The 22468-nt window shown below is 53.7% G+C and carries 23 protein-coding genes; 15 read left to right on the top strand and 8 right to left on the bottom strand.

Translation table 11 applies throughout. The annotated features are described in order from the left end of the window. Positions 1-3: 3 nt before the first annotated feature. Positions 4-1413 carry a sugar porter family MFS transporter gene (locus tag ACETPC_RS17310; protein WP_380183479.1) on the bottom strand — a complete coding sequence of 470 codons (1410 nt, stop codon included), beginning with the start codon at positions 1411-1413 and terminating at the stop codon, positions 4-6. Positions 1414-2127: 714 nt separating this feature from the next. On the opposite strand from ACETPC_RS17310, the gene ACETPC_RS17305 reads away from it, so the two are divergent. The 4 genes from ACETPC_RS17305 (at position 2128) to pmrB (ending at position 6479) form a co-directional block, all read left to right on the top strand. Then, entirely contained in the window at positions 2128-3030 is a 903-nt protein-coding gene (locus tag ACETPC_RS17305; protein ID WP_380183477.1) for an AraC family transcriptional regulator, read from the top strand. 68 nt (positions 3031-3098) lie between these two features. After that, positions 3099-4733, top strand: coding sequence for a phosphoethanolamine transferase EptA (gene eptA, locus ACETPC_RS17300; protein WP_380183475.1), 1635 nt, complete (start codon positions 3099-3101; stop codon positions 4731-4733). After that, positions 4733-5413 carry a two-component system response regulator PmrA gene (pmrA, locus tag ACETPC_RS17295; RefSeq protein WP_380183473.1) on the top strand — a complete coding sequence of 227 codons (681 nt, stop codon included), beginning with the start codon at positions 4733-4735 and terminating at the stop codon, positions 5411-5413. Before eptA ends, pmrA begins: the two co-directional genes overlap by 1 nt. Next, positions 5406-6479 (top strand): two-component system sensor histidine kinase PmrB, encoded by a 1074-nt coding sequence (pmrB, locus tag ACETPC_RS17290; protein WP_380183471.1) that lies wholly within the window; start codon positions 5406-5408, stop codon positions 6477-6479. Before pmrA ends, pmrB begins: the two co-directional genes overlap by 8 nt. A gap of 180 nt (positions 6480-6659) precedes the next feature. Here pmrB and ACETPC_RS17285 read toward each other — a convergent pair whose 3' ends face one another. Beyond that, positions 6660-7169 (bottom strand): DUF1543 domain-containing protein, encoded by a 510-nt coding sequence (locus tag ACETPC_RS17285; protein ID WP_380183469.1) that lies wholly within the window; start codon positions 7167-7169, stop codon positions 6660-6662. A gap of 331 nt (positions 7170-7500) precedes the next feature. Here ACETPC_RS17285 and ACETPC_RS17280 point away from each other — a divergent pair, with 331 nt between their 5' ends. The 3 genes from ACETPC_RS17280 (at position 7501) to speG (ending at position 9792) form a co-directional block, all read left to right on the top strand. Beyond that, positions 7501-7674, top strand: a complete 174-nt coding sequence (locus ACETPC_RS17280; protein ID WP_380183467.1) for a hypothetical protein — start codon at positions 7501-7503, stop codon at positions 7672-7674. Between the two features lie 577 nt (positions 7675-8251). Further along, positions 8252-9112: a nucleoside-specific channel-forming protein Tsx gene (locus ACETPC_RS17275; protein ID WP_380183465.1), complete on the top strand. Its 861-nt coding sequence runs from the start codon at positions 8252-8254 to the stop codon at positions 9110-9112. 122 nt (positions 9113-9234) lie between these two features. Next, complete coding sequence (gene speG, locus ACETPC_RS17270) at positions 9235-9792, top strand: spermidine N1-acetyltransferase (RefSeq protein ID WP_380183463.1); 558 nt, start codon at positions 9235-9237, stop codon at positions 9790-9792. Between the two features lie 37 nt (positions 9793-9829). On the opposite strand, the gene ACETPC_RS17265 is transcribed toward speG, so the two are convergent. The 4 genes from ACETPC_RS17265 to ACETPC_RS17250 all read right to left on the bottom strand — a co-directional run bounded on the left by ACETPC_RS17265 (position 9830) and on the right by ACETPC_RS17250 (position 13140). Continuing rightward, positions 9830-10249: a hypothetical protein gene (locus ACETPC_RS17265; protein WP_380183461.1), complete on the bottom strand. Its 420-nt coding sequence runs from the start codon at positions 10247-10249 to the stop codon at positions 9830-9832. Positions 10250-10354: 105 nt separating this feature from the next. Next, positions 10355-11278, bottom strand: coding sequence for a homocysteine S-methyltransferase (mmuM, locus tag ACETPC_RS17260; protein WP_380183746.1), 924 nt, complete (start codon positions 11276-11278; stop codon positions 10355-10357). Continuing rightward, on the bottom strand, positions 11268-12683 hold the full coding sequence (gene mmuP, locus ACETPC_RS17255) for an S-methylmethionine permease (RefSeq protein ID WP_380183459.1): 1416 nt from the start codon (positions 12681-12683) through the stop codon (positions 11268-11270). The genes mmuM and mmuP overlap by 11 nt, the downstream gene beginning before the upstream one ends. Positions 12684-12804: 121 nt before the next feature. Further along, positions 12805-13140, bottom strand: coding sequence for a DUF2002 family protein (locus ACETPC_RS17250; RefSeq protein ID WP_380183457.1), 336 nt, complete (start codon positions 13138-13140; stop codon positions 12805-12807). A gap of 162 nt (positions 13141-13302) precedes the next feature. On the opposite strand from ACETPC_RS17250, the gene ACETPC_RS17245 reads away from it, so the two are divergent. Next, positions 13303-13629 (top strand): DUF883 family protein, encoded by a 327-nt coding sequence (locus tag ACETPC_RS17245; protein ID WP_380183455.1) that lies wholly within the window; start codon positions 13303-13305, stop codon positions 13627-13629. Positions 13630-13691: 62 nt separating this feature from the next. Here the strand turns inward: ACETPC_RS17245 and ACETPC_RS17240 are convergent, their stop codons facing one another. Both ACETPC_RS17240 and ACETPC_RS17235 read right to left on the bottom strand, forming a co-directional pair. Beyond that, on the bottom strand, positions 13692-14072 hold the full coding sequence (locus tag ACETPC_RS17240; protein ID WP_380183453.1) for a MarR family transcriptional regulator: 381 nt from the start codon (positions 14070-14072) through the stop codon (positions 13692-13694). A gap of 28 nt (positions 14073-14100) precedes the next feature. Then, complete coding sequence (locus ACETPC_RS17235; RefSeq protein WP_380183744.1) at positions 14101-14310, bottom strand: hypothetical protein; 210 nt, start codon at positions 14308-14310, stop codon at positions 14101-14103. A gap of 582 nt (positions 14311-14892) precedes the next feature. Between ACETPC_RS17235 and nrdH the strand changes: the two genes are divergently transcribed. The 7 genes from nrdH to proX all read left to right on the top strand — a co-directional run bounded on the left by nrdH (position 14893) and on the right by proX (position 22440). After that, a complete protein-coding gene (gene nrdH / locus ACETPC_RS17230; protein WP_380183451.1) occupies positions 14893-15132 on the top strand; it encodes a glutaredoxin-like protein NrdH in 240 nt (79 codons plus the stop codon). Positions 15133-15136: 4 nt separating this feature from the next. Beyond that, positions 15137-15544 carry a class Ib ribonucleoside-diphosphate reductase assembly flavoprotein NrdI gene (gene nrdI / locus ACETPC_RS17225; protein ID WP_380183449.1) on the top strand — a complete coding sequence of 136 codons (408 nt, stop codon included), beginning with the start codon at positions 15137-15139 and terminating at the stop codon, positions 15542-15544. After that, positions 15517-17661 carry a class 1b ribonucleoside-diphosphate reductase subunit alpha gene (gene nrdE / locus ACETPC_RS17220; protein WP_380183447.1) on the top strand — a complete coding sequence of 715 codons (2145 nt, stop codon included), beginning with the start codon at positions 15517-15519 and terminating at the stop codon, positions 17659-17661. Before nrdI ends, nrdE begins: the two co-directional genes overlap by 28 nt. Before the next feature lie 44 nt (positions 17662-17705). Further along, a complete protein-coding gene (gene nrdF / locus ACETPC_RS17215) occupies positions 17706-18665 on the top strand; it encodes a class 1b ribonucleoside-diphosphate reductase subunit beta (protein ID WP_380183742.1) in 960 nt (319 codons plus the stop codon). 378 nt (positions 18666-19043) lie between these two features. After that, on the top strand, positions 19044-20240 hold the full coding sequence (proV, locus tag ACETPC_RS17210; RefSeq protein ID WP_380183445.1) for a glycine betaine/L-proline ABC transporter ATP-binding protein ProV: 1197 nt from the start codon (positions 19044-19046) through the stop codon (positions 20238-20240). Further along, positions 20237-21388, top strand: a complete 1152-nt coding sequence (gene proW, locus ACETPC_RS17205; protein ID WP_380183443.1) for a glycine betaine/L-proline ABC transporter permease ProW — start codon at positions 20237-20239, stop codon at positions 21386-21388. Before proV ends, proW begins: the two co-directional genes overlap by 4 nt. 59 nt (positions 21389-21447) lie before the next feature. Continuing rightward, positions 21448-22440: a glycine betaine/L-proline ABC transporter substrate-binding protein ProX gene (gene proX, locus ACETPC_RS17200; protein WP_380183441.1), complete on the top strand. Its 993-nt coding sequence runs from the start codon at positions 21448-21450 to the stop codon at positions 22438-22440. The last annotated feature ends 28 nt before the right edge of the window (positions 22441-22468 follow it).

Below are 22468 nucleotides of genomic sequence, written 5' to 3'. Positions count from 1 at the left end.
TTTTTAAAAGCGGAATTTGTTTTCAATTTGTTCTAAGGTCAGCCCGCGCGTTTCGGGCAGGAATTTCACCAGCAGGAGCAGCATCACGATATTGGTCGCGGCAAAGAACCCGAAGGTCATGCCGCCGCCATAGTGGCTAAGCAGCAGCGGGAAAAGAGACTGGATAATAAAATCGAAGATCCACAGGCCAAATACGGCGATGCCCATACCTAAACCGCGCATGCGCAGCGGATAGATTTCCGCCAGCATCAGCCAGAATACCGGCGCTATCCAGCCCTGCATAAAGACCAGAAACAGCAGCATCAGGCCCAGGATGATGTAGCTCGCGCCAGCGAAATTAGCGTGCAGGCTCTCTACGCCGTTCAGGGTTTCGCTATGGAAGAAGAGTTTAAAAGAAAGCCCAATCAGCATCAGGCTCAGCGTGACGCCAGCCTGGCCGGTGAAGAAAATTTTCCTGCGCGAGTGTTTGCCTATCAGCACCATGCCCAGCAGCGTCGCGAGGATAGAAACCACGCCGTTCGCCACCGCGCCGGTTACTGCCGCTGCATCGCCCAGGCCCGTGGCTTTCAGTACCGTGGGCGCATAGTACATAATGGTGTTGACGCCGGTAACGCGGGTTGCCAGCACGATCATCAGGCCAATTAAAATCAGCTGGATAACCCAGGGCTTTTTCAGTTCAGTGAAGATATTCAGCTTTACCGTGTCGATCTGGTTAATGCGCTGGATCTCTTTTACCTCGCGATCTACCTCTTCCGGCAGGCGAATAGTTTTCAGTACTTTTACCGCTTTCGCGGTTTCGCCGCGCCGAATCAAAAAGCGCGGCGACTCCGGCATCAGCAGCATGCCGATCCACAGCAGCGCGCCGGGAATGGCTGGAATAGCCAGCATGATGCGCCAGTTATGCGCCATATCAGGATAAAAGTTAACGATGCCGGCGTTCACCGTATAGGCTAAAAACTGGCCGGTAACGATCATCAGTTCGTTGACCGTCACCAGGCGTTCACGCTGCGCGGGCCGCGCCAGCTCAGAGATATAAACAGGTACAGTTACCGAAGCGCAGCCAACCGCCAGGCCAAGCACAAAGCGGGCAACAATCATTGAAGGCACATCCCAGGCGAAAGCAGTGCCGAGCGCGCCAAGGATAAATATTGCCGCGACCCACAGCAGGTTTTTTCGCCTGCCCTGTTTGTCCGATAGGTAGCCACCAAACAGCGATCCCAATGCGGCGCCAAACAGCAGGAAAGAAGTAATAAACCCTTCCTGCACCGGCGTTAAATTAAGATCGTATTTCATAAATAATAGCGCACCGGAAATTACGCCGGTGTCATACCCGAAACATAATCCGCCGATAGTTGAGACCAGCGTAATAAAGCGCATCCGGTCAGGATTTTGCAGGTGAGTTTTATTATACATAGGGCTTTCCGTCTGGTTTAAAGGGGTAGACCAAAACAGCGCTTCACGTCATTTTTATAAAAGCTTCTCTGCCGCTGTTCCCCACAACAGCGCCTGCTGATATTCAGGCCTGCACAGGATTGGGCGGTAGCGAACAGGAGAAAGGGTATACCTGAATGAAAGAAAAACGCCATCAGGAAAGATAACGAAATATTCGTATCGTGCTAAAGATCAATATTCCGCTTAAATTCCCGGATAACCAGTGACGCTAATCACAAATTAATTTTCACGCGTTGACTTAGCAAGAATGAAGATATTTTTTTGCCTGCATTTTTTCCAGCTCCACGATTGAGATTGATAAATAAATAGCAAAGCCGGGAGAGTAAAGCCGGGCGGCTTTATTAACGGCTTCCCTGGTTTCTGTACTTTTGATGATTTACGGTTTTCTTTGCCTCCACCAGCAGAGATCGCCTGTAGAAAAGTCACATTTAAACCAGGGGAATACCGTCGCGGTTCAACCCGGCATGAATGAACTTTTTATTTCGCTTAACGCGGTGAGGGTGCCGGATAAAGTGTGATGGCGATCGTACAGAGCAAAAAAAGAGGGTTTTCGACGGCTACCAGCAAGCCGATATGTTAATAATCATCAGGTTAGTGTTAATGAAAAAGCAAAAATGATGACGACCGGCTGCGGCCGTTGATGTAAAAATGCTGAGGAGCACCACCGGAGAGCCTATGCTGACATTTTGCCTGAATGAACAACCCGCTATGGGTAGCTTTGCCGAGGGTACGCGGCCCAGGCTGCTGTTTATGTGCAAAGCCGACGGTATCGGTGCCGCCACGCCGCGCGTGATGCACCGTCATGAAGAACGCTTTGAGCTGATGTTTATTATGCGGGGCAGCGGCACCTATCATATCGATGGCCGCCTTTACCAGGCAAAACAGGGCGATCTGCTGCTGTTCAATGCGGGCGTGCTGCATGATGAGCGTCCGCATGCTTCGGACGATTTAATGTTATTTAGCTGCGGCGTAGAGCAACTAAAAATTGGCGGGCTGCCGCTGAATCATTTAACCCCGCGCGGGCAAAAAGTAATGATGCCGAGCGGGCAATATTATTCCGAGATCCGCCAGCTATTTTTGCAAATGTGGGATCACCTCAACAGTAAAAAGCCCTGGGCCAGCGAAATCGGCCATAGCCTGTTACAGGCGCTGCTGCTTATCTGCCTGACAATCTGGGAAGAAAAAACCGAAGTCGCTGAAAATAGCGTGCAGTCGGTGGGCCAACGTATCAAAGATTTTATCGATGAGCGCTATCAGGAGAATATCGATTTCAGATCGATTACGGCGGAATTAAATATGAACCGTTTTTACCTGGCGCATCTGTTTAAAGAATTCTCCGGCTATTCGCCAAAACAGTATCAGACCCGAAGAAGGATCGGCGAGGCGCAGTCTTTACTGCTCAGTACCGACCTGGGCGTAACGGAAGTCGCTAACGCGGTAGGCTACGATAACGTTAATAATTTCCATCGCATTTTTCATAATCTGGTCGGCATTCCGCCCGCTCGCTATAAAAAGTTCTGGCTTACGGGCGAAATGAAAAACCCGCAGGCCTCAGGGCAAAGCCCGGCCATTTCTTAGCTTCTTAAGGTTTTCCTAACCTTCGGCTGGCACTCTGGCGCTCTCTTTTCTTGCTCTGGATTGCTGGTATGTCACTGATGCAGCTTAAAAGAGTGTCGCTGAGTCGGCACCTTTTTTTGATCCTGTTTTCGCTCTACATCGCCCTGTTTCTTAATTTTGCCTTTTATCGTCAGGTTGTGGCGGCCATGCCTCTTGATAACTGGCACAGCACGCTGGTGTTTCTCTCCATGCCGCTGGTGGCCTTTAGCGTCATCAATATCGTGGTTACTCTGGCCTCGTTTTTTTGGCTGGACAGGCTGCTGATCGCCCTGTTCGTGCTGGTTTCCGCCGCCGCGCAATATTTTATCTGGAACTATAATATCGTTCTCGATCGCTCCATGATCGTGAATATGCTGGATACCACCGCGTCGGAATCCCTGGCGCTGATGACGCCGCAATTTGTAATCAGCGTACTGGTTTTGGGCGTGCTGGCGGCAGCGCTGGCTTTCTGGCTGCGTATTAAAAAACCCGATTCACTGTTAAAAAGCGTGGTGCCGCGCGCCATTAGCCTGGTTGCCTCTGCCTTTTTAATCCTGGTTGTGGCGCTGCTGTTTTATAAAGATTACGCCTCGCTGTTCCGCAATCATAAAGAGCTGGTGAAGTCGCTGAGCCCTTCCAACAGCATTGCCGCCACGCTTTCCTGGTACAGGCATAATCAGCTGACGCATTTGCCGCTGGTCAGGATGGGCGAAGACGCGCAGCAAAATCCGCAGCCTGTCGGCGCCAAAAAAAGCCTGACTATCATAGTGCTGGGCGAAACCTCGCGGGCGGATAATTTTTCGCTTTCCGGCTATTCGCGCCAGACTAATCCCCTGCTGGCAAAAGATGACGTAACCTATTTCCCGCATACCACCTCTTGCGGAACGGCTACGGCGATATCGGTGCCCTGCATGTTCTCCGGCATGCCGCGCGCGCATTATGACGACGTGCTTGCCAGCCATCGCGAAGGCCTGCTGGATATCGTGCAGCGTGCGGGCATTAACGTATTGTGGAACGAAAACGACGGCGGCTGTAAAGGTGCCTGCGATCGGGTACCGCATCAGGATATGACCAGCCTGAATCTGCCGGGCCAGTGCATCAAAGGCGAATGCTACGACGAGGTTCTGTTTCACGGCCTGGACGATTATATTAACCAGTTGCAGGGTAACGGCGTTATTGTGTTGCACACTATCGGTAGCCACGGCCCAACCTATTACAATCGCTATCCGCCTCGCTTCCGCCAGTTTACGCCGACCTGCGACACCAATCAGATTCAGGATTGTTCACAGCAGCAGTTGGTCAATACCTATGACAATACTTTGCTCTATGTCGATTACATCGTCGATAAGGCGATCGCTGTATTAAAATCACATCAGGATCGTTTTACCACCAGCCTGGTTTACCTGTCCGATCATGGTGAATCGCTGGGCGAAAACGGTATTTATCTGCACGGCATGCCTTATGCGATAGCGCCTGCGGAACAGAAGCATGTGCCGATGCTGATTTGGCTGTCGCCGGATTATCAGCAGCGCCACGCGGTGGATATGAACTGTATGAAGAAGCTGACGGCGGATAGCTGGTCGCAGGATAATTTTTTCTCCACGGTGCTGGGCCTGACCGGGACGGCAACCCATGAATACGCGCCTGGCGACGATATACTGACCGCGTGCCGGAGTCACCCTTAGTGAAAATTCTTATTGTGGAAGATGATGCCCTGCTGTTGCAGGGCCTGGTGATGGCGCTGGAAGGCGAAGGCTACGTTTGCGATGGCGTAGCCACCAGCCGCGCCGCCGAGGGCGCGCTGGCCAGCAGCTTGTACAGTCTGCTGATCCTCGATTTGGGCCTGCCGGACGAAGACGGCCTGCGCCTGCTGCTGCGCCTGCGCCGTCAGAAAAAGATGTATCCCGTGCTGATCCTGACCGCCAGGGATACGGTTGGCGACAGAATTACCGGGCTGGATGCGGGCGCGGACGACTATTTGATCAAGCCTTTCGCGCTGGATGAGCTGCTGGCACGCATCCGGGCGCTGATCCGCCGCGATGTTAATCAGGGCAACAGCCAGCTCACTTTCGGCCAGCTTGCACTGGATATGACCCATCGCCAGATCCACCTTGCCGGCAGGCTGCTGGATCTGACGCCGAAAGAGTACGCGATTCTGTCACGCCTGATGCTGAAGGCTGGCCAGCCGGTCCACCGGGAAATCCTCTACAACGATATCTATAACTGGGAAACAGAGCCGTCCACCAATACGCTTGAGGTGCATATTCATAATCTGCGCGACAAAATCGGCAGAGCGGCAATCCGCACCGTGCGCGGCTTTGGTTACGCCCTGATTAAACCAGAGGCTGAAAAGCTTAATGATTAAACGCTTCTTCCTGCACCGCGGCAACACGCTGCGCTTTCGCCTGCTGATGGCGGTAGGTCTGATCCTGCTGCTTTGCCAGGTTATCAGCGTGGCGTGGCTGTGGCATGAAAGTAAAGAGCAGATCCAGCTGCTGGTGGACGCGGCGCTGCATAACCGCGATCAGCACAAACATGTAGAGAAAGAGATTCACGAAGCGGTCGCCAGCCTGGCCGTGCCGAGCCTGATTATGATTACGCTGGCTCTGCTGCTCTGCTTTCAGGTGGTTAAATGGATTACGCGGCCGCTGTCGGAGCTGCAAAAACAGCTGGAAAACCGCAGTGAAAACGATCTCGATCCCATCAGCTGCGCCAGGTCAGTGCGTGAAGTGGATGCCGTGACGCTGGCGGTGAACCAGTTGATTGCGCGCCTGACAACGGGCCTGGAGCGAGAGAGGTTATTTACTGCCGATGTCGCCCACGAGCTGCGCACGCCGCTGGCCGGATTGCGGCTGCATCTGGAGCTGCTGGAGAAGAAACACGAGATTAACGTGCGTCCATTGATTGAGCGTCTGGATCAGATGACTAACAGCGTAGCGCAGCTATTACAGCTGGCACGCGTCGGGCAATCTTTTACCGCGGGCAATTATCAGCAGGTTTCGTTGGTGAAAGATGTGGTCGCGCCAATGCGTGCGCAAATGCAGTCGATGCTGCAACAGCGCGAGCAGCAACTGGAGGTCACCGTAACCGCCGATGCCACAGTGCGTGGAGATGCTACGCTGCTACAAGTTTTGCTGAGGAACCTGCTTGAAAACGCCCATCGCTACAGTCCTGCCGGGACGGTTATTACCATTCTGGTAGGTGATGCTTCCGGCGCGCTGCTGCTGGCTGTGGAAGATCAGGGGCCAGGTATAGATGAGAGTAAAAGCGGCGAACTGAGCCGCGCTTTTGTCCGTATGGACAGCCGCTACGGCGGCATCGGGCTGGGGCTGAGCATCGTCAGCCGTATCGCGCAGCTGCACAAGGCGCAGTTCTTTCTGGAAAACCGGCCCAACACCGCAGGCTGCCGGGCGGCGGTAAAATTTCCTTAGCGCCGGTTCAGGCGGTAAACCAGATCCGCAGGAAGGTCAGAACAACAAGGACGCTAAAAACCACGGCGGTGTATTCACTGATCGGACGGCTGTGCTGCTGCTTCATGGTGCTCTCCTCAGGTTGATAAGAAGAGTTTCCCTGAAAAATATTAAGGCAACATTAAGGCCGCCGTTGAAAGATCAGGCCCGCACGCCAATGGGTTGATAGCCCTGCCATTCCGGCCGGAAAGGCTCGCCCGCTTCTGACGGCGTCAGGTGAATATAGAGATCGCCAACTTTATCCAGCAGCAGGCAATCATCCACATCCGCCAGATTGTCTTTATGCTGGTGCAGCGCGCCTTTCAGCAGCGTAGCCAGCCCTTTGGCTTTCGCTTCTTTAACGCTTTTTGCCACGAACAGGTCGAAGGCATGCAGCTCGGCCAGCGAAGAAGGATGATAAGCGCCAGCGTTAACAAAAAAGAGCCGATTTTTGTCCTGCGGCGGCGTAGCGGAAAGGCTGATGGCGTAACCATCTGCCCAGGTAATCCGCGCATAGCCGTCGATATGAATTTTGTCCGCATCGCCAAACCAGGCCTCGCGTAGAGCTGGCCAGGCATCCTTCGGCTTTTCAGCCGCGACAAACTGAATATCATGCACTTCAATATTGGATTTTCCGGCGTTACCGCCAACGTAAAACATAAACAGCTGCATTAAGGCGTCCTTAGTGTTTGAAATCGCGAGCTTGATGACAAAGTATGCCGGTGCAGGCTCAGGAGGGCCTGTGTCTTCCGTAAAGACGCAAAAAGCGCCCTCCGTGGCAGCTCAGTACGGGCCGTCCATGGCCCGTAATGCTTTACTCCAGTCACAGGCCCTCCATCGCTTCAGGTTCAGCAATCTGCTGCCATCATACTGACGCCAAACTGTTATATAAATATTTACATAGCGTTAATATAAGCAGCCGTTCCCGCTCTGCGCCGCTTTATCTTCTGCATGCCTGGCGCTACGCTGCGGGAATATTTCCTCAGGTCAGCAAGGAGCTTTGATGTTTACTGGTCTTAGCGCGTTTCACTTAACGCTGATGAATGAAAAAGCTATTGATGAACGCGCTTTTAGTGGACTGATCCGACGGTTGGTGGCTGCTGACGTCGCCTCGCGCCGCTATGGGCGCTGTTTGCGCAATATGGCAGCCTGCGCGTGGTGGCCGAACTGGCGATAAAAATGTCGCTAACAGCAGCGGATAACCTGCCTTTGCCGCTACGGCGCATTGATAAAGCCGATGCGGCTAAACTGGACAAAATTTTGCCTGAGCTGGGTTGAAAATGAGGCAGCAGCAAACCGCTGCTGCCTCTATTCTGTTTCCTGTTTGCCCGGTGATAATGGTTAAAATTCATCCTGAAACCCTCTGATTATATAAGTATTTCTTATAGCAATCCTGTTCCCTTTCGCCTGCTTCTCTTCTGGTTACGTTTACTGATCCTGCCGAAAAATACGTAGTCAGCCGGGCAAACGATTACCTGTTACCAAAAAGCGCCGATCGGGCCTGACAAACACTGGCGCGCTTAAGTTCCGCGCAATGCGTGATCTATATCACACTTTAATTAAAATGAAATGAAACAGAGTTTGACAACCGTGAGCTATATCTATTTCCTAAAGCGCGAATGACGGCACACTTCTCCGGCATTCGCCACGGGTGTTTTCGGTATTGAAACCGCCTTCCCGTTCCGTTCCGGATAACGACAAAAAAGACCATCGCGCGGGCTGCAGAAAATGGTCGAAAAGCATGTGGTAATATAATGAAATATAAATCTCTGATGGCTGGCGCGCTGGTGGCGCTTTCTTACGGCGCCCAGGCTGCTCCCGAGCAGCCGCAGTATGTGTCTGACTGGTGGCACCAGAGCGTTAACGTTGTGGGCAGCACCCATACCCGTTTCGGGCCGCAGTTCAATAACGACGTCTATCTGGAATATGAAGCCTTCGCGAAAAAAGACTGGTTCGATTTCTACGGCTATCTGGATTTAACCAATTTCTTTGGCGTGGGCAACTCTAACGCCAACGGCATTTTCGACCACGGCTCGCCAATGTTTATGGAGATCGAGCCGCGCTTCTCCATCGATAAGCTGACCAATACCGATCTGAGCATTGGGCCAATCAAAGAGTGGTATTTCGCTAACAACTATATCTACGATATGGGCCGCAACAGCGATAACCGCCAGAATACCTGGTATATGGGTCTGGGCACCGATATCGATACCCATACGCCGGTGAACCTGTCGCTGAACGTTTATGCCAAATACCAGTGGGAAAACTACGGTGCGGCTAACGAGAACAGCTGGGATGGCTATCGCTTCAAGGTGAAGTACTTTGTGCCAATCGGTTCGGTATGGGGCGGCAAGCTGAGCTATGTCGGCTTTACCAACTTTGACTGGGGCTCCGATCTGCGCGACAAGAGCGATGCTTCCCGCACCAGCAACTCTATCGCTTCCAGCCATGTGCTGTCGCTGACTTACGATCACTGGCACTATTCGTTTGTGGCGCGTTATTTCCACAACGGCGGCCAGTGGGCCGATGGCCAGGAGCTAAACTTCGGCAGCGGCAACTTCGAAGTGAAGTCTACCGGCTGGGGCTACTACGCAGTAGTCGGCTACAATTTCTAATCCGCAACGCTTCCTCAACCGCCAGCACTTTTCCTCGCTGGCGGTATTAATTTCCCGCTTTTTTCCCGTCGTAAAATCTATACTGCCTGCGGGCAATATCGCCTTAGCTGACAGGATGATTTATGTCTGCCGAACAGACGGTAAAACTGCGTCCGCTGGAACGTGAAGACCTGCATTTTGTACACCAGCTTGATAACAACGCCAGCGTAATGCGCTACTGGTTCGAAGAGCCTTACGAGGCGTTTGTGGAGCTTTCCGACCTTTACGATAAGCATATTCACGATCAGAGCGAACGCCGCTTCGTGGTAGAGCATGAGGGAGAAAAAGCCGGGCTGGTAGAGCTGGTGGAAATTAACCATATTCACCGCCGCGCGGAGTTTCAGATTATTATCGCGCCGGGCCATCAGGGCAAAGGGTTAGCCAGCAAGGCGGTGTTGCTGGCGATGGAGTACGGCTTTTCTGTGCTGAATCTCTACAAGCTCTATTTAATCGTCGATAAAGAGAACAAGAAGGCGATCCATATCTACAGCAAGCTGGGCTTTGAGATCGAAGGCGAGCTAATCCACGAGTTTTTCATTAACGGTGAATATCGCAATACGATCCGCATGTGCATTTTCCAGCATCAGTATCTGGCGAAGCACAAGCCGCCGCACACGATGGTCAAGCCAACTGCGCAGTAATAAAGGGCCCGCAGCGCGGGCCGCTTAGCCCGTTCAGCTAGCCGCGCGCGCCGACAGGATTCATGATAATCCGCGCTGGCGGTTCTTCAATATGGTACATGCCGCCGTTAAAGGGATCGACCAGCAGCCAGCCGGGGAAGCCGCCCAGCGGGATATTGCCCAGCAGATACCAGAGATTGGCTTTTTCATTCAGCGGAATGGTCTGCGGCACAAAGCCGGGCTGCTCCAGCATCAGCAGGAATTTTTTCTTGCCGAAATAGCTGCCGTCAGATTTCGCCAGCGTCACGGTTTTCGGCGTAAAACCTTCCGCCACCGCCCTGCCCGTTTCATCCTGCACCACGAATTTCGCGCCCTGCGGCCAGCTTTGAATGGTTACATCCTGAGTTTTGTCGCCCACGATGGTCGCGCATCCGCTGAGAAGCCACGCCGAGGCCAGCGCCAGTAAAATAAGTCTCATAAGCTTTCCTGCCAGGTTAAATAGTGAGAATAGTTTAGCGGTGACGGCGAGATTTAAAAATTTACGCCCGCCGTTGGCGAGCGTCATTATAAAGCTCTGTAGCGGTTATCGGCAGCGTTGCGCTATAGCTTTAATATCGGCGGGCGTGGTGCGGCAGCAGCCGCCAATCAGTTTCGCGCCTGCGGCCTGCCATTCCGCCAGACTGTCAACCAGCGAGCAGCCTGAGGCGTCGCTGTGCCAGCTTTTGCTGACGGCATCGTACTGCTCGCCGGAGTTGGGATAGACCACCAGCGGCTTCGCGCTCAGCGCAGAGAAGACTTTCAGGGCAGCCGTGACTTTATCCAGCGCAATGCAGTTGATGCCCAGCGCCACCACCTGCGACTTATCTTCCAGGAAAGCGAGCACGTCGGCCAGCGGCGTACCGTCGCTAAGATGATTGCTGTCGCGCAGCGTGAAAGAGAACCAGGCTGGCGTGGCAGGGAATTCCGTCAGTAGCGCCGTCAGCGCCTGGATTTCAGCGAAAGAAGGCAGCGTCTCACAGGCCAGCAGATCCGCGCCTGCTGCTACCAGCGCCCTTACCCGCGGGCGATGAAAAGCCATCATTTCCGCCTGCGGCAGCGTATAGTCGCCGCGATATTCAGAACCATCGGCCAGAAACGCGCCGTAAGGGCCGACAGAACCCGCTACCAGCAGCGGGCCAGCCTGCGGTTCCTCGGCCAGATACGCCGTTCTGGCTTCTGTTGCCAGCGCCACGCTGCGGCTAATTAACGCCAGCGAAGCCTGTTCATCCAGTCCGCGCTGCGCAAAGCCCTGCGGCGTCGCCTGATAGCTGGCGGTGATCGCCACCTGCGCGCCCGCTTTAAAGTAGTCGTAATGCACCTGATAAATCAGCTCGGGGTTTTCAAGCAACACTTTGGCCGACCAGAGCGAGTCGGCCAGATCGCAGCCGCGCGCTTCCAGTTCGGTCGCCATTGCGCCATCCAGCACCAGACCGGCGGCGACCTGCTGTTGTACTTCATTAATCGACAGCACGCTGAGTCTCCTTTGCCTGCTCGCGTTTTTGCAGCAGCTGAGTGAAATAGTAAGCGCCGTAGCAAACGGCGATAAAAGGCAGGCCGCAGTATAGCGCGATGCGCTGCTCGGGATCGAAAGCCAGGCCAACGCAGGCCAGCAGGCAGAGCACAAAGCCCAGGACCGGCGTTACCGGGAACCACGGCGCGCGATATTTAAGATCGGTCAGCGGCTTGCCTGCACGCAAATGCGCGCGGCGGAAGAAAAAGTGCGCGGCGCAGATGCTCAGCCAGACGGCTACCACGGCAAAACCGGAGATAGCAGAAAGCGCGACGAAAACCGTATCCGGTGCCACTACGCTGGAGAAGAGCGCCAGCAGGCCGCCCAGCATGCTCACTGAAATCGCCATTAGCGGAATACCGCGTCGCGTCAGCTTCGCAAAACAGCGCGGCAGCGTATTCTGGTTGGAGAGCGACCAGAGCATACGGCCCGAGGCGTACAGCCCTGAGTTAGCTGCCGACAAAATAGCGGTCAGAATTACGAAGTTAAAAATATCTGCCGCATAGGGAATGCCGATTTTTTCGAACACCAGCACGAATGGGCTTTTCACAATGCCAGCCTGGTCCATGGGGATCAGCGCGGCCAGAATCAGCACGGTGCCAACAAAGAAGATGATCAGCCGCGCAACCGTGGTGCGGATCGCCAGCGGCAGCACTTTATGGGGATTTTCCGTTTCGCCAGCGGCAATGCCTATCAGCTCGGTGCCGGAAAAAGCAAAATTCACTGCGACCATGGTCATCAGGATCGGCAGCACGCCGTGCGGTAGCCAGCCGTGCGCGGTGATGTTATGGAAAAACGGCGCGCTGCTGCCGTCTTTTAGCGGAATAAAACCGAACATGGCGCCAGCGCCCAGCACGATAAATGCCAGAATAGTGACGACCTTAATCAGCGAGAACCAGAACTCGCCTTCGGCAAAGAAGCGGGAAGAGACAACGTTAAGCAGGAAAATCAGTACGCAAAACAGCAGGCACCAGAGCCAGACCGGCGATTGCGGAAACCAGTACTGCATACAGAAACCGGCTGCGGTCAGGCTTGAGCCAAGCGCGACGGTCCAGGTGAGCCAGTAGAGCCAGGCAACGGTATAACCTGTGGCCGGGCTAAGGTAGCGCGCGGCGTAGACATGAAAAGCGCCGGTTTCCGGCATCGCCACGGAAAGCTCACCGAGGCTGAGCATAACCAGATAAACCACCAGCGCGCCTATCAGATAGGCCAGCAGCGTTCCCGCCGCGCCGGTGGTGGAAATAATATAGCCAGTGTTAAAAAACAGGCCGGTGCCGATCACGCCGCCGAGCGAAAGCATCACCAGATGGCGCGCTTTCATGCTGCGTTTAAATTGTTGCGTATTGTCCTGAGAATGCTGCATGCCGTTATCCGTATAGACGTCTAAACTTCTACATAGGCCAGGAGTTATACCTGGTCTGTAACGCTATTGCAACGTCAGGAAACGTAAAGCAGCGCTTTCAGCGCAATTACCGGGCGCTGGCTCAGTCGAATACGGACTCCAGATAACGCTCCAGCGCGGCGCGCGAGCTAAAGCCGTGTGGAATGCCATAGTGATCCTGGCCGTCGCCAACCAGATACACCGGAAACTGCACGTAGTGCTCGCAGGTTTTCACCTCGTTAGCGGGTTCCGCAAAGCTGTGGCTTTTTTCCTTTAATGTAGGATGGATCACCAGCGCGGTACGGCCTAAGCGCGCTTCGCGGTTAACATACACATAGCTGTCGCCACGGCGATATCCATAGGTTTTTGGGGTTACGGCGTCCATTTCGAATCCCGCTTTTTCCAGTACGCGAGCGACCTCATCAGGGCGTAGATACATGCTTAATCCTCTAATACTTGCCAACTCCGCCACCTTACCTTAGCGCCAGGGCGCAGGGCTTTCGGAATTGTCCAGAAACAGGGTGCGCGACGGGACGGCGCACGAAATATCTCTCTGATAGTCTATAGTAAATAGTCCGTATCATTTCCAGGAGAGCGCTAAATGTTTAACCGCACAACAAAGAATGAAGATGTGGATATCAATCAGGACGTCACTTTGCTGGCCGATACCCTTGACGGCCTGCTGAAATCTTACGGCAGCAAATCTAAAGATGAAGTCGATGAGGCCCGCAACAAGGCACAGGCGCTGCTGAAAGAGACGCGCGCTAAGCTTAACGGCGGCGGCAGCCGCGTTACTCAGGTGGCTAAAGACGCAGGCGAGCATGTAGATACTTTTGTTCGCGATAACCCGTGGCACGGCGTTGGTATTGGCGCGGCTATCGGCGTTTTCCTTGGCGCGCTAATCGCCACCAGCGCTTCGCGCGACTGATTTAATTAAACCCGCCTCAATGGACAGGCACAGCATAGCGAGTCGCTGCTGTTCCTGTCCTTTTACGCCGCCGCTCTTGCTCTTCTTGGGGGGAAATGCTCGGTTCTGATATCAAATTCGGTAAACATAGCCACAGGCCTGATACAGTTTTTTCCTTTGAGCTTTTTCACAAAGCCATGCTTTTCCAGCGTTGAAAGCGTAGTCGATAAATTGCTTACCGCCCGGCCTGACAGCTCGGCCAGCTGTGAAATGCTTTCTGGCTTTTCGCGATCCATCATATCCAGCAGCGCCAGGTTTTCTGGACTCAGGATTTGCGCAACGGCATGCAAAGATGAGAACCAAATTTTTGGTTCGTTTTCTTCAGGAACGTAGTCCCGTTTGACGATAGCCATTACGCGTTCCCGGAATTCTGCTTCCGGCATCACGCCGATAAGTGCCTTCATAATTTCCCTCTGTAAGTTGGTTTATCTCTCAACCCTGGCGATGATTTTTTCTACGAAAACGTTCCATGAGCTGCGCTGCATCAACGAAATCGTAAGGCGTGCCTTTATCGGTCATGGTTTTATGCTCATGATCCCATCCCCGGATTAACGCCCTGGACATCCCTTTTTGCGGACAGTGGGGCGCATGCGCATTATCTATACCGTATACACGTTGATTGTGATGATCGTGTAGCGTCAGGTTGTATCTGATGCCGTGCGGTCTGTTAACACTGGCTTCTACCCGGTGACTTCAATCCAGTAACCACAGGGATACTCATACCGGGTGCCGTGCAAACTGAGTAACGTATCTAATGCGTAGTCCATTAACACACCTTCGCCTTATGACCAGAGCATAAACCCATAAGAGCTCTGTTTCAAGTTGCAATTAAAATTAAAAGTCCGGAGATTTTTACCGCACTTTCAGGCAGCGAACGAGAAGCCTTTAGATTGAAATGACAGAACTGGATACGGTCTCGCAAACAGGGCTTGGGCCACTTTTTGCGCAGGTATTTTTGCAACGCAAGCGGGAGCTGTTATTAGAGGAAATTGACCGACGTGAAAAATTTTTTTAGCGCGGAATGCAGGCTTAATGGGCTTTGTGCCGTTTGGCTTGAGTAATCCTACAGGCTGTAAGGTTGCAATAGCTGAGCACTACATCTAGTATTTAAAGCAGAACATAACCCACAATATGTGGGTTTTATCACTTTTCTGGCGGCACGTTTATCCAGCTGGTATCAGCAATATCCGTGCCAGATACCTGATACAAAGGGAAATACGAATCATGCGCATTATTATTTACACTAAGAACAACTGTGTCCAGTGCAATGCGACAAAAAACGCCATGGATAAGCAGGGCATCGACTATCAGCTGGTCAATCTCGATCAGGATCCGGGCGAGCTGGAAACGTTAAAAGCGCTGGGTTACCGCCAGGTTCCGGTGGTGATGGCGGAACAGGAGCACTGGAGCGGTTTCCGCCCCGATAAAATTTCCGCGCTTGCCCATACTGCCATTCAGGGCTAAACAAGTGGCGCTGCTGGTTTATTTTTCCAGCCAGTCGGAAAACACGCACCGCTTTGTGCTGCGCTCCGGCCTGCCCTGTCTGCGTATCCCGTTAAATGGCGAGCCGTTGCAGGTCAATGAACCCTATATCCTGGTGGTACCCAGCTACGGCGGCGGCACCGCAAAAGGCGCAGTACCCAAACAGGTCATTCAGTTCCTTAACGATGTCGATAACCGGCAAGGCATCCGCGGCGTGATCGCGGCGGGCAATCGCAATTTTGGCGAAGCTTATTGCCTGGCGGGTAGCATCATTGCGCAAAAATGCCGCGTGCCTTGCTTATACCGCTTTGAGTTGCTGGGCACCGAAGAAGACATCGCCAACGTCACACAGGGAGTAACCCAATTTTGGCAACGACAGAAAGTATCAACGTAGCGCCTGCCACGGCCGACTACCATTCCCTGAACGCGATGCTCAATCTTTTTGACGCCGACGGCAACATTCAGTTTGAGAAAGACCGCGAGGCAACGCGCCACTATTTTCTACAGCATGTGCTGCCGAATACCCTTGCCTTTGCCTCAGTTAGTGAGCGCTTACAATATCTGGTAGCAGAAGGCTATTACGAGGCTGAAGTACTGAACGCTTACCCGTTCGACTTTATCAGTTCGCTGTTTGAACAGGCTTACCAGCGCCGCTTCCGCTTTCAGACTTTCCTGGGCGCATGGAAGTTTTATACCAGCTACACGCTGAAAACTTTCGACGGCAAGCGCTATCTGGAAGGCTTTACGGAACGCGTCTGCATGGTGGCGCTGACGCTGGCGCAGGGCGACCAGCGGCTGGCGACGGCGTTAATGGGGGAAATGCTTGCCGGCCGCTTCCAGCCCGCTACGCCGACTTTCCTGAACTGCGGCAAGCAGCAGCGCGGCGAGCTGGTCTCCTGCTTCCTGCTGCGCATTGAAGACAATATGGAATCGATTGGCCGCTCGGTTAACTCCGCGCTGCAGCTTTCCAAACGCGGCGGCGGCGTGGCTTTTCTGCTTTCCAACCTGCGTGAAGCGGGCGCGCCAATCAAGCGGATTGAAAACCAGTCTTCCGGCGTGATCCCGGTGATGAAAATGCTGGAAGATGCTTTTTCCTACGCTAACCAGCTTGGCGCTCGCCAGGGCGCGGGCGCGGTTTATCTGCACGCGCATCATCCCGATATCCTGCGCTTTCTGGATACCAAGCGGGAAAACGCCGATGAAAAAATCCGTATTAAAACGCTGTCGCTGGGCGTGGTCATTCCCGATGTAACTTTCCAGCTGGCAAAAGCCAATCAGCCAATGGCGCTTTTCTCGCCTTACGATGTTGAGCGGATTTACGGCCTGCCCTTTGCCGATATCAGCATCAGCGAGAAATATGAAGAGATGCTGGCCGACGACCGTATTCGCCGCACCTTTATCAATCCGCGCGAGTTTTTCCAGACGCTGGCGGAGATCCAGTTTGAGTCTGGCTATCCCTACATTATGTTTGAGGATACGGTTAACCGCGCCAATCCTATTAAGGGCCGAATTAACATGAGCAATCTTTGCTCAGAGATCCTGCAGGTTAATACGCCGACCGATTATCACGACGATCTGAGCTATCGCCATATCGGTAAAGATATTTCCTGCAACCTGGGGTCGCTGAATATTGCCCACACCATGGATTCGCCCGACTTTGGCCGTACCGTAGAGATTGCCATTCGCGGGCTGACAGCAGTATCCGATCAGAGCCATATCCGCTCAGTACCTTCTATTGAGAACGGGAATGCGCAGTCGCACGCTATCGGCCTTGGGCAGATGAACCTGCACGGCTATCTTGCACGCGAAGGTATTCAGTACGGTTCGCCAGCGGCGCTGGATTTTACCAACCTTTATTTTTACACCATTACTTATCACGCGCTGCGCACCTCTAATTTAATTGCGCAGGAGCGCGGCGAGCGTTTTGTTGGTTTTGAAGATTCCCGCTACGCCAGCGGCGAATACTTTGAGCAGTACGTTAATCAGCAGTGGCAGCCGCGCACGCCAGAAGCTGCCGCGCTGTTTGCCAAAGCGGGCATTGCTCTGCCTTCGCAGGAAGAGTGGCGCCAGCTACGCGATGCGGTAATGCAGCACGGCATCTATAACCAGAATTTGCAGGCAATTCCGCCCACCGGTTCGATTTCCTACATCAATCATGCGACTTCAAGTATTCATCCTATCGTGTCGCGCATTGAGATCCGCAAAGAAGGAAAAACGGGCCGTGTCTACTATCCCGCGCCTTTTATGACCAACGACAATCAGGATTTTTACCGCGACGCCTACGACATTGGCCCGGAAGCGATTATCGATACCTACGCCGAGGCGACCCGCCATGTCGATCAGGGACTGTCGCTGACGCTGTTTTTCCGTGATACCGCCACCACGCGCGATATCAATAAAGCGCAGATATATGCCTGGAAAAAAGGCATTAAAACGCTTTACTACATTCGCCTGCGTCAGATGGCGCTGCTCGGCACCGAAGTCGAGGGCTGCGTCTCCTGCTCGCTCTGAACAGACTATAAGGGGCGAAGGTATTCGCCCCGGAAGAGATAATGATGAAACTAAAACGTATACAAGCCATCAACTGGAACCAGATTGAGGATGAGAAAGATCTGGAGGTCTGGAACCGGCTGACTTCCAACTTTTGGCTGCCGGAAAAAGTGCCGCTCTCAAACGATATTCCGGCCTGGAACAGCCTGAGCCACGAAGAGCAGCAGCTGACCATTCGCGTGTTCACCGGTCTGACGCTGCTGGATACTATCCAGAATACCGTGGGCGCGCCAACGCTGATGGCGGACGCGCTAACGCCGCACGAAGAAGCGGTGCTTTCTAATGTCAGTTTTATGGAAGCGGTACATGCGCGCTCCTATAGCTCTATTTTCTCGACGCTATGCCATTCCAGCGATGTTGATGCTGCCTATGAATGGAGCGAAAACAACAGCTATTTGCAGCGAAAAGCCGATATCGTGCTGGAACATTACCACCATGACGATGCGCTGAAGAAAAAAATCGCCAGCGTGTTTCTGGAATCCTTTTTGTTCTATTCCGGCTTTTATCTGCCAATGTACTGGTCCAGCCGCGGCAAGCTAACCAATACCGCCGATCTGATCCGCTTGATTATTAAAGATGAGGCGGTGCACGGCTACTATATTGGCTACAAGTACCAAAAAGCGCTGGAAAAAGAGAGCGAGGCCAGGCGCGAAGAGCTACAGCAGTTCGCCATTGAGCTACTGCTGGCGCTTTATGAGAACGAGCTGGCCTACACGGCGGAGCTGTACGACGGCGTGGGCTGGAGCGAAGAGGTTAATAAGTTTTTGCACTATAACGCCAACAAGGCGCTGATGAATCTGGGCTATGAGGCCTTATTCCCGGCAGAGCTGACCAATGTCAATCCGGCTATTCTGGCCGCGCTGTCGCCTAACGCCGATGAAAATCACGATTTCTTTTCGGGATCCGGCTCTTCCTACGTGATGGGTAAGGCGGTCGATACCGAAGATGAGGACTGGAATTTTTGATTTTCTGGCGGCGGCTTTTTTCCCGAAGCCGCCACTTTTAATTTTTTATTGATTAAGCGTTCAATAAAAATTCACATAAAATTAATCTTCTTTTCGCCACAAAATTATTCCGCTCGCCCTCTCTTTTTTCCGCCAATAATTCCGGGTTTCACCGACCTTTTTGGAAAAAATATCGTACTTTTTCACACAAGCTAAATTCCCCGCTATCCCTTACCCTTACTGGCCTTTCCGGAGATGCGCGTCTCTTTGCAAATTTCATCAGGCCGCGCAAAGGGTTGCCTCAGCCTGAGAGTGTGTTAGGGTATAGGCCGCTCATATTTAACCAGGAACATTTGCTATATAAGAAAATTAACTCTCTGTTGGGACTAAAATAATTGCATGGCTATTAAACTCGAAGTAAAAAATCTTTATAAAGTTTTTGGGGAGAATCCCGAGCGCGCTTTTAAGCATATCGATAAAGGGATTAGCAAAGAGGCACTGCTGGAGAAAACCGGACTCTCTCTTGGCGTCAAGAATGCCAGTCTGGCCATTGAAGAAGGCGAGATATTTGTGATCATGGGCCTTTCCGGCTCCGGCAAGTCCACCATGGTTCGCCTTCTCAATCGTCTGATAGAACCCACGCGCGGGCAGGTAATTATCGACGGCGTCGATATAGCAAAAATATCCGCCAGCGAATTACGCCAGGTAAGGCGAAATAAGATCAGTATGGTGTTCCAGTCATTTGCGCTAATGCCACATCTGTCGGTGCTAAATAACGCGGCTTTCGGGATGGAATTAGCGGGCGTACCGCTACAGGAGCGTCAGGAAAAAGCGCTGGAGGCGCTGCGCCAGGTCGGGCTGGAAAATTACGCCCACGCCTATCCCGATGAATTATCCGGCGGTATGCGCCAGCGTGTAGGTTTAGCCCGCGCGCTGGCAATTAACCCGGATATTTTATTGATGGACGAGGCTTTCTCCGCGCTGGATCCTTTAATCCGTACCGAAATGCAGGACGAGCTGGTTAAACTGCAATCCCGCCACCAGCGTACTATCGTGTTTATTTCCCACGATCTGGATGAGGCGATGCGTATTGGCGATCGCATTGCCATTATGCAGGGCGGCGAAGTGGTACAGGTCGGCACGCCCGATGAAATCCTCAATAATCCGGCCAATGATTACGTGCGCACTTTCTTCCGCGGCGTGGACATCAGCCACGTCTTCAGCGCCAAAGATATCGCACGCCGCAGCGCCGGCTCGCTGATACGTAAAGCGCCGGGTTTTGGCCCGCGTTCGGCTATTAAGCTGTTGCAGGATGAAGACCGCGAATTTGGCTACGTGCTGGAAAAGCAAAAGTTTGTCGGCGTGGTTTCTACCGACTCGCTAAAGGCCGCGCTGGCCGCAGGCAACGGGCTTGATCAGGCTATTCTGCCCTCGCCTGCCGCTATTCCGGGCGATACCTCGCTTAACGAACTGCTGTCGCATGTCGCGCAGGCACCCTGCGCGGTACCGATTGTTGGGGAAGATAGCCAGTATATCGGCATCATTTCCAAAGGCACGCTGTTACAGGCATTAGATCGCGAGGGGAGCCAGCCATGAGCGCACAAGTTACCGATCCGTGGCAGACTTCGTCTGCCCAACCTTCTGCCACCGAAACGGCTGCTCCGGCGCCGGATGCGACCGCCAGCGATCCCTGGTCCAGCGGTAGCGCCGCCGCAGACGCCGCGCCAACTGGCGGCGCGGATGCCTGGGGCTCGCCTGCGGCAGGCCATGATGCGGCTGCCAGCAGCAGCGACTGGTTAAGCGGCGCGCCAGCGCCTCAGGCTGAACATTTTAATTTGCTGGATCCTTTTCACAAGACGCTGATCCCGCTGGATAGCTGGGTAACAACCGGGATCGACTGGATCGTTTCTCACTTCCGTCCGGTGTTCCAGGGTATCCGCGTGCCGGTGGACTATATCCTCAGCGCCTTCCAGCACTTTTTGCTGGGCATGCCCGCGCCCGTTGCCATCGTGCTGTTCGCGCTGATTGCCTGGCAGATTTCCAGCTTCGGCATGGGCGTCGCCACTCTGGTGTCGCTGGTGGCTATCGGCGCTATCGGTGCCTGGTCGCAGGCGATGGTAACGCTGGCGCTGGTGCTCACTGCGCTATTGTTCTGCATTGTGATAGGCCTGCCGCTGGGGATCTGGCTGGCACGCAGCGAAAAGGCCGCGAAATTTATTCGCCCTTTGCTGGATGCGATGCAGACCACGCCCGCGTTCGTCTATCTGGTGCCTATTGTGATGCTGTTCGGTATCGGCAACGTGCCTGGCGTAGTGGTAACGATTATTTTTGCCCTGCCGCCAATTGTTCGCCTGACCATTCTCGGCATCAAGCAGGTTCCGGCTGACTTAACGGAGGCCGCTGAGTCCTTCGGTGCCAGCCCGCGCCAGATGCTGTTTAAAGTGCAGCTACCTCTGGCGATGCCGACCATTATGGCGGGCGTCAACCAGACGCTGATGCTGGCGCTGTCGATGGTGGTGATCGCTTCGATGATCGCCGTTGGCGGGCTGGGGCAGATGGTGCTACGCGGCATTGGTCGCCTGGATATGGGGCTGGCGACCGTAGGCGGCGTCGGCATCGTTATCCTTGCCATTATCCTCGATCGCCTGACGCAGTCGGTAGGACGCGACAAGCGCAGCCGCGGCGCCCGCAACTGGTACGCCAGCGGCCCACTGGGTCTGATCACGCGTCCCTTCATCAAGTAACTTTCTTTTTTCCGGCGGCGCAGTTCCGTCGCCGGTCATCGCTAAAACAAGGAATCACTATGCGTAAGACAGCACTGTTAGCCGCCGCATTGACCACGCTGGCTCTGCCCGCTTTTGCCGCCGATCTGCCAGGCAAAGGGATTACCGTTAAGCCGATCCAGAGCACCATTACCGAAGAGACTTTCCAGACGCTGCTTGTCAGCCGCGCGCTGGAAAAATTGGGTTATACCGTTGAGCAGCCGAGCGAAGTGGATTACAACGTCGGCTATACCTCGCTGGCTTCCGGCGACGCTACTTTTACCGCCGTAAACTGGCAACCGCTGCACGATGATATGTATAGCGCCGCAGGCGGCGACGCGAAGTTTTACCGCCAGGGCACCTACGTTGAGGGCGCGGCACAGGGTTATCTGATTGATAAGAAAACCGCCGAAAAATACCATATTACACGCATCGATCAGCTCAAAGATCCTAAGCTGGCTAAGCTGTTTGACAGCAACGGCGACGGCAAAGCGGATATGACCGGCTGTACGCCAGGCTGGGGTTGTGAAGCGGTGATTAACCATCAGAACAAGGCTTATGGCCTGGAGGCTACCGTGGAAGCGAATATGGGCAACTACTCGGCAATGGTCGCCGATACGCTGGCGCGCTACCGCCAGGGCAAGCCAATTCTCTATTATACCTGGACGCCTTACTGGCTGAGCGACGTGCTGAAGCCGGGCAGAGATGTTGTCTGGCTACAGGTACCTTTCTCTTCGCTGCCGGGCAAGCAGAAAGAGATCGATACCAAACTGGCTAACGGCGCTAACTACGGTTTCCCGGTTAACAGCATGCATATTGTCGCTAACAAAGCCTGGACAGAGAAAAACCCGGCGGCGGCTAAGCTTTTTGCCGAAATGAAGCTGCCGATTGGCGATATCAACGCTGAAAACGCCGCCATGCGTAACGGCCAGGCGTCGGAAGCGGATATCAACCGTCACGTTGATGGCTGGATCAAAGCGCATCAGGCGCAGTTCGACGGCTGGATCAAAGACGCGCTGGCCGCAGCTCAGTAAATCCTTGAGTAAAGCTAACGCAGAACCG

It is taken from the genome of Pantoea sp. sgz302252, from assembly GCF_042610525.1.
Taxonomy (GTDB): Bacteria; Pseudomonadota; Gammaproteobacteria; order Enterobacterales; family Enterobacteriaceae; genus Erwinia.
Note: the sequence above shows the minus strand (reverse complement) of the source record. Positions and strands in the feature narration are given on the sequence as shown.

Coding starts and splice junctions, on each gene's coding strand:
- ACETPC_RS17310 (WP_380183479.1), bottom strand. CDS start 1,413: ATGTATAATAAAACTCACCTGCAAAATCCTGACCGGATGCGCTTTATT.
- ACETPC_RS17305 (WP_380183477.1), top strand. CDS start 2,128: ATGCTGACATTTTGCCTGAATGAACAACCCGCTATGGGTAGCTTTGCC.
- eptA (WP_380183475.1), top strand. CDS start 3,099: ATGTCACTGATGCAGCTTAAAAGAGTGTCGCTGAGTCGGCACCTTTTT.
- pmrB (WP_380183471.1), top strand. CDS start 5,406: ATGATTAAACGCTTCTTCCTGCACCGCGGCAACACGCTGCGCTTTCGC.
- ACETPC_RS17285 (WP_380183469.1), bottom strand. CDS start 7,169: ATGCAGCTGTTTATGTTTTACGTTGGCGGTAACGCCGGAAAATCCAAT.
- ACETPC_RS17280 (WP_380183467.1), top strand. CDS start 7,501: ATGTTTACTGGTCTTAGCGCGTTTCACTTAACGCTGATGAATGAAAAA.
- ACETPC_RS17275 (WP_380183465.1), top strand. CDS start 8,252: ATGAAATATAAATCTCTGATGGCTGGCGCGCTGGTGGCGCTTTCTTAC.
- speG (WP_380183463.1), top strand. CDS start 9,235: ATGTCTGCCGAACAGACGGTAAAACTGCGTCCGCTGGAACGTGAAGAC.
- ACETPC_RS17265 (WP_380183461.1), bottom strand. CDS start 10,249: ATGAGACTTATTTTACTGGCGCTGGCCTCGGCGTGGCTTCTCAGCGGA.
- mmuP (WP_380183459.1), bottom strand. CDS start 12,683: ATGCAGCATTCTCAGGACAATACGCAACAATTTAAACGCAGCATGAAA.
- ACETPC_RS17250 (WP_380183457.1), bottom strand. CDS start 13,140: ATGTATCTACGCCCTGATGAGGTCGCTCGCGTACTGGAAAAAGCGGGA.
- ACETPC_RS17245 (WP_380183455.1), top strand. CDS start 13,303: ATGTTTAACCGCACAACAAAGAATGAAGATGTGGATATCAATCAGGAC.
- ACETPC_RS17240 (WP_380183453.1), bottom strand. CDS start 14,072: ATGAAGGCACTTATCGGCGTGATGCCGGAAGCAGAATTCCGGGAACGC.
- nrdH (WP_380183451.1), top strand. CDS start 14,893: ATGCGCATTATTATTTACACTAAGAACAACTGTGTCCAGTGCAATGCG.
- nrdF (WP_380183742.1), top strand. CDS start 17,706: ATGAAACTAAAACGTATACAAGCCATCAACTGGAACCAGATTGAGGAT.
- proV (WP_380183445.1), top strand. CDS start 19,044: ATGGCTATTAAACTCGAAGTAAAAAATCTTTATAAAGTTTTTGGGGAG.
- proW (WP_380183443.1), top strand. CDS start 20,237: ATGAGCGCACAAGTTACCGATCCGTGGCAGACTTCGTCTGCCCAACCT.
- proX (WP_380183441.1), top strand. CDS start 21,448: ATGCGTAAGACAGCACTGTTAGCCGCCGCATTGACCACGCTGGCTCTG.